This window comes from Frankia sp. CeRuru1, assembly GCF_977966315.1.
Window position 1 is genome coordinate 1 of sequence record NZ_CDWWEW010000180.1, and the last position, 10,068, is coordinate 10,068.

The 10,068-nt window shown below is 74.9% G+C and carries 3 protein-coding genes; all 3 read left to right on the forward strand.

What is annotated here, in order from left to right; all coding sequences use genetic code 11:
• Window positions 1-7,026, forward strand: a 7,026-nt coding sequence (locus tag AC08OP_RS14155; RefSeq protein ID WP_476614614.1) for an amino acid adenylation domain-containing protein, incomplete at its 5' end; no start/stop codon positions are given.
• A gap of 92 nt (window positions 7,027-7,118) precedes the next feature.
• The gene (locus tag AC08OP_RS14160; protein WP_476614615.1) at window positions 7,119-8,276 is read left to right on the forward strand and encodes a YqcI/YcgG family protein; all 1,158 of its coding nucleotides are present in this window, start codon (window positions 7,119-7,121) and stop codon (window positions 8,274-8,276) included.
• Between the two features lie 15 nt (window positions 8,277-8,291).
• Window positions 8,292-10,068 (forward strand): amino acid adenylation domain-containing protein (locus AC08OP_RS14165; RefSeq protein WP_476614616.1); only part of this gene is annotated, 1,777 nt, incomplete at its 3' end.

Here is a 10,068-nt window from a genome sequence, read left to right on the forward strand (position 1 = left end):
CTGCCGGACTACCTGGTCCCGTCGGCGTTCGTGCCGCTGCCGGCCATCCCCCGCAACGCCAACGGCAAGCTCGACGTCGCCGCCCTGCCACCAGCCGAGCCGGTGGCGGCGGCGAGCTCCGGCCGGCCGCCGGCCACGGCGCTGGAGCGCACCCTGGCCGAGCTGTTCGCCGACGTCCTCGGCCTGCCCGAGGTCGGGGTGGAGGACGACTTCTTCGCCCTGGGCGGCCACTCCCTGCTCGCGACTCGGGTGGTCAGCCGGGCCCGGGCCGCGCTCGAGGTCGATCTGGCCATCCGTGACCTGTTCGAGGCACCGACGGTGGCGGCGCTGGCGGCGAAGGCCGCGGGCCGGGCCGAGACCGGGCGCCCGCCGCTGGTCGCGGGGGAGCGGCCCGAGCGGATCCCGCTCTCGCCGGCGCAGCGTCGCCTGTGGCTCGTCGAGGCGCTGGCCGGCGGGAGCGGCGCCTACAACTACCCGCTCGCGTTCCGGACCGGCGCCCGCCTCGACGTCGACGCGCTGCGCGCCGCCGTCACCGACCTCCTCGGCCGGCACGAGGCCCTGCGCACGGTCGTCGCCGCGGTCGACGGCCAGCCCTACCAGCGGATCCTCGACCCGGTCGCCGCGACCCCCGCCATCGACGTCGTCGAGTGCGGCCCCGACGAGGTGACCGGCCGGATCACCCGGGCGGCGGCCCAGCCGTTCGACCTGGCCGCCGAGGCGCCGCTACGGCTGACCGTGCTGCGCGGCCCGGACGACGACGTGCTGGTCGTCGTCCTGCACCACATCGCAACCGACGAGTGGTCTGACCGGCCGTTCCTGCTCGACCTGGACGCGGCCTACGCCGCCCGGCGGGCCGGGCGCGCGCCGGACTGGGCGCCGTTGCCGGTCCAGTACGCCGACTACACGCTCTGGCAACGCGCCCTGCTCGGCGATCCGGGCGTCGACGGCAGCCTGGCCGCCCGGCAGCTCGACTTCTGGCTGGCCGCCCTGCGGGGCCTGCCGGACGAGATCCCGCTGCCGCTGGACCGGCCCCGCCCGGCCGTACGCGACGGCGCGTCGGGGCGGGCCGCCCGGGTCCTGCGCGGCCCGGTCGCGACCGGGCTGCGGGCGCTGTGCGCGGCGACCGGGACGAGCATGTCGATGCTCGCCCACGCGGCCATCGCGACTCTGTTGCACCGGCTGGGCTCCGGCGACGACATCCCGATCGGCGTACCCGTCTCCGGCCGGGCCGACGCCGCGCTCGACCCGCTCGTCGGCTTCTTCGTCAACACGCTGGTGATCCGGTCCGACCTGACCGGCGACCCGACCTTCCGGGATCTGCTGGGCCGGGCCCGCCGGACCGACCTGGCCGCCTTCGACCACCAGGACCTCCCGTTCGAGGACGTGGTCGCGGCGGTCAACCCGCGCCGGACACCGGGGATCAACCCGCTGTTCCAGGTGATGGCCGGCTACCACCACCTGGCCGACGACGGCCGGGAGCTGCTCGGCGGGCCGGTGACCTGGATCAACCCCGAGGCCGGGACAGCCAAGTTCGACCTGGACGTGACGTTCGTCGACCGGGCCGTCCGCAACGAGATCACCGTGCTGGTCGACTTCGCCACCGATGTCATCGAGCCGGCCGGCGGCGCCCGGCTGGCCGACCGGCTGCTCCGCCTGCTGGCCGAGATCGTCCGTGACCCCGACAGACCGGTCAGCCGGCTGGAGATCGCCGACGAGGAGGAGCGGGCGGCCGCCCTGCGCTGCGCCGCCGGCCCGGAGCGGGCGCTGCCCGGTGACCCCGGTGACCCCGGTGACCCCGCCGGTCCCGCCGGTCCCGGCGGCGCCAGGACGACCGTGCCGGACCTGCTCACCCGGGCCGTGGCCGCCCATCCCGACCGGGTCGCGCTGGTCACCGCCGAGAGCCGGACGACGTTCGCCGAGCTGGCGACCCAGGTCGGCCGGATCGCGGGCCGGCTTTCCCGGCTGGGCACCCCCCCGGAGGCGGTGGTGGCGCTCGCGCTGCCCCGCGCGCTGACGGTCCCGGCGATCTTCGGTGTGTTGGCGGCGGGCGCGAGCTACCTGCCGATCGACGTCGAGCAGCCGGCGGAGCGGCTGGCGTTCCTGCTGGCCGACGCGGCACCGAGCGTCGTCCTCACCACCCGGGCCTTGGCCGACCGGCTGCCGGCCGTCGCCGCTCCTGTCCTATCGCTCGACGACCCCGCCCTTTACAGTCCAGCCGGTCCAGCCGGTCCAGCCGGTCCAGCCGGTCCCGCCGCTGCCCGGCCGGACCCGGCCGGCGCGGCCAGCGTGATCTACACCTCGGGGTCCACGGGTGTCCCCAAGGCGGTCGTCGGCACCCACCGGGGCCTGGTCAACTTGTTCGTCTCCCACCTGGTCGACCTCATCGGGCCGGCCGAGCACGCCGCCGGCCCGGACCGGGACGCTCAGCGGGTACTGCACGCGGCCTCGTTCAGCTTCGACGGCTCGTGGGAGCCGTTGCTGTGGCTGCTGGCCGGGCACGAGGTGCATGTCGTCGACGAGCTCACCGCGCGGGACGCGGCCGCCCTCGTCGACTACATCGAGCGGGCCCGGATCGACGTGCTCGACCTGACCCCGACCTACCTCCAGGAGCTGATGAGCCAGGGGTTCCTCCGGCCGGGGTTCCCCGGCACGACGAGCCACCGGCCGGGCGTGCTGCTGGTCGGCGGCGAGGCCACCCCGCCGCCACTGTGGGAGCGGCTGTGCTCCATTCCCGGGATGGTGGCCCACGACCTGTACGGGCCGACCGAGTACTCGGTCGACGCTTACGGCTGGCACAGCGCCGGCGCTGGGCCGGCGCCGGCCGGCACCGGCCCGGACCCGGGCTGGGCCGCGCCTGTCGCCAACACCCGGGCCTACTTGCTGGACGCCGCTCTGGCGCCGGTCCCGGACGGGGTGGCCGGCGAGCTGTACCTGTCCGGTCCCGGGCTGGCCCGGGGCTACCTGGGCCGCCCCGGCCTGACGGCCGGCCGGTTCGTGGCCGACCCGTTCGGGGCCGACCCGTTCGGGGCCGACCCGTTCGGGGCGCCCGGCGCGCGGATGTACCGCACCGGCGACCTCGCCCGCCGCCGGCCCGACGGCTCGCTCGCCTTCCTCGGGCGCGCGGACGATCAGATCAAACTGCGCGGGTTCCGGGTCGAGCCCGGCGAGATCGAACGGGCGCTGGAGGCGGCACCCGGCGTCGGGACGGCGGCGGTCGTCTTCCGCCCGGATGCCCCGCCCGCGCTCCAGCTCGTCGCCTACCTGGTACCCGGGCCGGGGAGCGGCCCGGACCCGGTCGCGTCGGCCCGGGCCCACGCGGCCCGCGTGCTGCCGGCGTACCTGCTCCCGCAGGCGTTCGTCGCGCTGGACCGGCTGCCCCGCACGGTCAACGGCAAGCTGGACCGGGCGGCGCTGCCCGAGCCGCCCGCCCCGGCGCCGGCCGCCGGCCGCCGGCCCCGCGACGCGCGCGAGGAACTGCTGGCCGAGCGGTTCGCGGCCGTGCTCGGCGTCGACCGGGTCGGCCTCGACGATGACTTCTTCGCCCTCGGCGGCCACTCGCTGCTCGTCATGCGGTTGTGCGCGGCGGTCCGGTCGGCGTTCGGCGTGGAGATCACCCCCCGCACGGTCTTCGAGGACCCGACGGTCGCCCGGCTCGCGCGGCGGATGGAGGCGGCCGGCACCGCCCGCCCGGCGGTCAGCCGGCGGCGGCGCCCGGAGAACCCGCCGCTGTCGTACGCCCAGCGGCGCCTGTGGGTGATCGGGCAGGTGGAGGGGCCCAGCCCGACGTACAACATCCCGATCACCTGGCGGCTGACCGGGCCGCTGGACGTGCCCGCGCTGCGCGCGGCGGTGAACGACGTGGTGGCCCGGCATGAAGCGCTGCGGACCGTCTTTCCCGCTCCCGACGGCGAGCCCGTGCAGCGGATCCTCGACCCGGCCGGCGCGGAGATCCCGTTCGAGGTGGTCGAGTGGGCGGCCCCGGCCGGCGGCGACCGGCCCGGACCGGAGCCGGGCGGGGATGGCCTGGCGGACCTGCTCGCCGCGGCCGCCGCCTATCCGTTCGACCTCGAGCGCGAGCCACCGATGCGGGTGACCGTCGTCCGGTGCTCGCTGGAGCTGCACATCGCGCAGTTCCTGGTCCACCACATCGCGGCCGACGAGGGCTCCGACCGGCCGCTGGCCCGCGACCTGTCCGTCGCCTACCGGGCGCGGGCCGCGGGCGTCGCGCCGGACTGGGCGCCACTGCCCGTCCAGTACGTCGACTACACGCTGTGGCAGCGTGCGCGGCTGGGTGACGAGACCGACCCGACGAGTTCCGCCGCCCGATCGCGGGAGTTCTGGCGCCAGGCACTGGCCGGCCTGCCCACCGAGCTGGCGCTGCCGAGCGACCGGCCCCGCCCGGCCGAGCCGAGCCACACCGGCGGGATCGTCGAGCTCTCGCTCGACGCCGACGCCGTCACGGCGCTGCGCGCCGTCGGGCGGGCCCACAACGCCAGCCTGTTCATGGTGCTGCGGGCGGCCGTGGCCACTCTGCTGCACCGGCTGGGCGCGGGCGAGGACATCCCCATCGGCAGCCCGGTGTCCGGCCGGGTCGACGACACCCTCGACGACCTGGTCGGGTTCTTCCTCAACACGGTGGTCCTGCGGACCGACCTGTCGGGTGACCCGTCGTTCGGCGAGCTGCTGGGGCGGGTCCGCGAGAGCGACCTCGCCGCCCTCGACCACCATGACCTGCCGTTCGACCGGGTGGTGGACGCGGTCAACCCGCCGCGACTGTTGGCCCGCCATCCGCTGTTCCAGGTCATGATCGTGTACCTGGCGGCCTCCGACGCCGTCGACGAGCTGGCCCTCGACGCGGTCAGCGCCCGGCCCGAACCGGTGCGGCGGACCAGCGCCAAGTTCGACCTGTCCTTCGACTTCATTGAACGGGCCGGAGCCGACGGCGGCCTGACCATCGGCGTCGCCTACAGCGACGACCTGTTCGACCGGTCCAGCGCCGATCGGATCGGCGCGCGGCTGCGGGAGCTTCTCGCCGCCGTCGCCGCCGACCCGTCGGCGCCGGTGAGCGGGCTGGAGCTCAGCTGGCCGGCGGCCTTCGCGGTCCCGGCCAGCGCCGACTGGGAGCCGTCGGCGCCGGTCGCCGGCGGCGCGGGCGCGACGGCGCCCGGGCGCGCTCCCGGGAACGACATCGAGGCGACCCTGGTCGCCACCTTCGCCGCGGTGCTCGGGGCCGAGCAGGTCGGCGTCGAGGACGACTTCTTCGCCCTCGGCGGCGACAGCATCGTCGCCATGCGGCTGGTCAACCGGATCCGGGCCGCCGGCCTCACCGTGACCCCGCGGCTGCTGTTCGGCCACCGCACGCCCGAGACGCTCGCCACCGTTGTCACGCGCCGGACACCGTCCGCTGTCACGCGCCGGGCACCGTCCGCCGCCAACGGGACGGCCCGCGCGCCCGCCGTCGGCGCGGCCGAGCCGGCTTCCGAGCCGGCCGGGATCGTCCTCGTCCCGCCGACTCCGGCGCTGCAGGCGGCGCGCGGCCGCGGGGCGACGTTCTCGTCGTTCTCCTCGCCGGTGCTGCTGCGCACCCCGGCCGGGCTGGACCTGGCCACGCTCCACGCGATGATCACAGCGGTCGTGGACCACCACGACGTTCTGCGGGCCCGCCTCGTCCGCTCGGACTCACCCGGCGCGTTCCCGGACGGCCCCTTCCCGGACGGCCCGGTGGCGACCGGCGCGGACGGTGGTCCCGCCTGGTCGCTGGCGATCGCGCCGCGCGGCGGCGTCGACGTCCGTCCCTGGGTCCGCCGGATCGACGCCGCCGGCATCGCCGCGAGCGACGGCTTCGACAGCGTGGGCGGCCGAGCGCTGATCTCAGGGCTGGCGGCGGCGGCCAACACCGAACTCGATCCGGACAGCGGGCAGGCCATTCGCTGCGTCTGGCTGGACGCGGGCAGCGAGCGCCCGGGCCGGTTGCTGCTGATTATCCACCATGCGCTGATCGACGGCGTCTCCTGGCCGATCGTGCTGGATGATCTCGCGGCCGCGGCGGGTGCGCTGACGGCGGGCGGGCGGCCCCAGCTCGCGCCCGTCCCGGTCTCGTTCGCCCGATGGGCGCGCCGCCTGGACGAGCGGGCGCGCGCGACCGAGACCGAGGCGCGGCTGCCGTTCTGGTTGGACCTGCTCGGCCGGGCCACGCCGGTGGCCTGGACGGCGGACTTGGCCGGACCGGCCAAGCCGGCCGGACCGGCCGGACCGTCCCGGGTCGACCAGCCGGAAGCGGTCACCGTGAGCGTGCCGCCGGAGCGGGCGGCCGCGCTGCTGTCGACGGTTCCCGCCACGTTCGGGGTCGGGGTGGACGAGCTCCTGCTCGCCGCGCTGTCCCTGGCCGTGGCCGACCAGACCCGGCCCGGCGCCGCCGGCTCGTCGGGGATGGTCGTGGCCGTCCAGGCCCACGGCCGGCAGGAGCAGATCGTCGACCATCTGGACTTGTCCCGGACGGTCGGCTGGATGGCCGAGATCTACCCGTTCCTGCTCGAGTGGCTGGCCGACGACGGCGTCGCGTTCGGTGCGTGGGCCGTGGACGCCGCCGTGGCGCGGGTGCGCGAGCTCATGACCCAGATCCCCGACGGCGGAACCGATTACAGCATGTTGCGCTTCCTCAATCCGCGGACCGCGCCGGTCCTCTCGGCGGCTCCCCTACCGACGATCTACCTGAACTACGTGGGTCGGTTGGCCCGGGGCGAGGTGGCGGACTGGTCGGTCGCCGCCGAGGACGAGGAGTTTTTCGCCGACTGGAACGCCGAGGCGCCCGATCCATTCCCGCTGAGCCTGATCGTGCGAGCCCTCGACGGCCCGGGCGGCCCCGAGCTGAGCGCGCGGTGGACGGCGGGGCCGGATGGGCCCGGGGCGGCGGTTGTAGGCAACCTCGCGGCCGCGTGGCTACGGGCGCTCGACGCACTCGCCGCCCGCGCCGCGCACCGGGGGGCGGCGAAATCACCGGCAACCGCTTCGGCCGGCCGGAACTAAATCCACATCGCGACCGCCGGTCGGGACCGGCCCGCGGCTGAGGAAAGAGAGAAAGCAGAGTGCGAGACAGGCCGAAACTTCGTGGGGTTAGTATGACCAGCACGACCGATTCATACCGAGAGGAGATCCTGGACCTGGCCATCGGCCCGATGCCAGGCTGGGGCGCCGCCTGCGCGCGGGATATCATGGCGACGCTGCGGTCCGACGCCGAGCCTTTCCCCTGCGTTTTCGCGGTGGCCGCGGCCCATGGTGGCGGGCTGCGGTTCGGTTTCGTCGACGATCTGCACGACGAACGGACCTGGTCCGTACTGCCGGATATCCTTGCCGCCTATCTCTCGGTGTACCAGTCGATATCGCGGAACACCTCCCTCGTGGTTTTCTTCGGATCCGGCGGCGGGACGGCGGGGCCGGAGCCAGACGACGTCCTCTCCTACGAACAGCGATTCTGGTCGGTGCTGCGCTACCTGCACGACAGCGATGGCGAGCCCTGGCCGTCGGACATCCCGACCGACATCGACGATCCCGGCTGGGAGTTCAGTTTCCGCGGCACCCCGATTTTTGTCGTCTGTAACACGCCGGCTCACCACCGGCTACGCAGCCGGAGCAACCTGGTGTTCACCATCACGTTCCAGCCCCGCTGGGTCTTCACCGGGCTGGAGCCGACCAGCCCGCGGGGCGCCGCCGCGCGGAAAATAATCCGCGAGCGTCTCAGGCGGATGGATGAGGTGGATTCAACGCCCCTGCTGGGCTCGTACGGTGACCCGGACAACCGGGAATGGAAGCAGTACTTCCTGCGTGACGACGCATCGGTCGCAGAGAAATGCCCGTTCCACGCCGCTCCCGGCCGGGAGACGGCCGGAACAAGCGCTGGGAAAGCCGCCGGGGAGACGCCCGGAACAGCGCCCGGGGCGGCGGTCGGGAAAGTGGGGCCGGCCCGGCCCGGCCCGGCCGCGACGGACCTGTTCAAGGTGGTCGTCAACCAGGAACAGCAGTACTCGGTGTGGCCGTACGGGCGACGCAATGCGCTCGGCTGGTTCGACACGCCCGTCACGGGAACCCGGCAGCACTGCCTGGACAGCATCGAGCTGAGCTGGACCGATCTGCGGCCACGCAGCCTGCGGCGACGGATGTCAGGCCGCGGCGGCGGCTCGTCCGGCGCCGCCGCGCCGGCGCGCACCGGCCGGTACGGCGGGCTCGAGGGCCCGGATCCGGCGCCGGGCCGCGGGCCGGTCGCCACGAGTTCCGCCTGAACGGAAGGGAAAACCATGGTCGCGAGACGGTCTTCCATCCCTACTTCGGGTCCATCCGGCGACGTTGGCCGGGGCGGGACCGACCTCGACCAGCGGCGACCGGTCGCGGACGACTTCTCCAGCGGGCGGGTGGATCCGCTCGTCGAGCGCTCGCTCACCGCTCTTGTGGCGGAGGCGACCCGCCGGACGCCGGAGGCGACCGCCGTTGTCGGTCTGGCGGGCGCCGACGCGGGCGCGGGCGTGGCCGTCACCCTCACCTACGCCGACCTCGAACGGCGGGCCGAAGCCGTCGCCGCGTCGTTGCGCGCGGTCGGGGTCGGCCCGGAGGTGACCGTCGGTGTGTGCCTGCCACGCTCGGCTGCCCAGGTGGTAGCCCTGCTCGGTGTGCTGCGAGCCGGCGGCGCGTTCGTCCCCTTGGACGGCTCCTGGCCGGCCCGGCGCATCAGCGCGGTGGCCGACGAAGCCGGGATCGCGGCGGTGGTGGCCGGGGCGGCCGGCGCCCCGCCCGAGCTGTCGGCCAGCGCCGGCTTCGTGCCGCTGCTGCGGCTGGACCCCGCCGGCCGGCTCGTCACCGCCGGTGGCGGCACGCCCGCCAGGGCGGTCTCGGCCGACAACCCGCACCCGCACCCGGACCCGTACCCCGCCGTGGACCCGTACCCCGCCGTGGACCTGGAGAACCTCGCCTACGTCATCTACACCTCCGGGTCGACCGGGACACCCAAGGGCGTGATGATCCGTCATCAGGCGATCTGCAACCGGCTGCGCTGGCAGGTCGACCTGCTGGGCCTCACCGGTGATGACGTCGTCCTGCACAAAGCGCCGTTGAGCATCGACATCTCGATCAACGAAATCCTCCTGCCGCTGGTCGCCGGGGCGCTCATGGTGATCGCGCCGCCTGGGGCTGAGGCGGATCCGGGCGCGTTGCTCGAGATCATCCGCGCCCATTCGGTGACGTTCTGCTATGTCGCGCCGTCCACGCTCGGGGCGATGCTCGAGTGTCCGGACGCGGTGGAGGCGGGGCGTTCGTTGCGGCACGTCTGGTGCGGGGGCGAGGTCCTGCGCGACGAGGCCTACCGGCGCTTCCGGGAGCGGTGGCGGGCCCGGCTTTACCACGGCTACGGGCCCGCCGAGGCGACGATCGGCGTCTCCTGCCGGGTGTTCGACCCGGACCAGGCCACCGCCCGCGTGTCGATCGGGCGGCCGAACCCGAACACTCAGCTCCGGGTCCTGGACGCCGAGTACAACCCGGTGCCGCTCGGCGCGGCCGGCGAGCTCTTCATCAGCGGGCTGCCGCTGGCCCGGGGCTACCTCAACGATCCGCGCCGCACCGCGGACCAGTTCGTGCCCGACCCGTTCAGCCCGGTGCCCGGCAGCCGGATGTACGCCACCGGAGACCTGGGCCGGTTCCGCGCCGACGGGGAGATCGAGTTTCTCGGCCGGGCCGACAACCAGGTGAAGATCCGCGGCTTCCGGGTGGAGCTGGAGGAGATCGAGAACGTGCTGTGCGGCCAGCCTGGGATCCGCCAGGCCGCCGTCGTCCTTGTCCCCGGCCAGGCAGGGGACGACGGCGAGCTGCGGGCGTACTGCGTGCGCGCGGGGGCGAGCGGCCCACCGAACCTGCGCGCCTGCCTGGCCGAACGGCTGCCCGAGCACATGGTCCCGGACACCTTCGTCGACGTCGCCGAGCTGCCGCTGACCGCGGCCGGCAAGATCGACCGGCCCGCGCTCGCCGCGCCTGGCCCGCCTGGCCCGCCTGGCCCGCCCGGCCCGCCTGGCCCGCCCGCAGCCAACG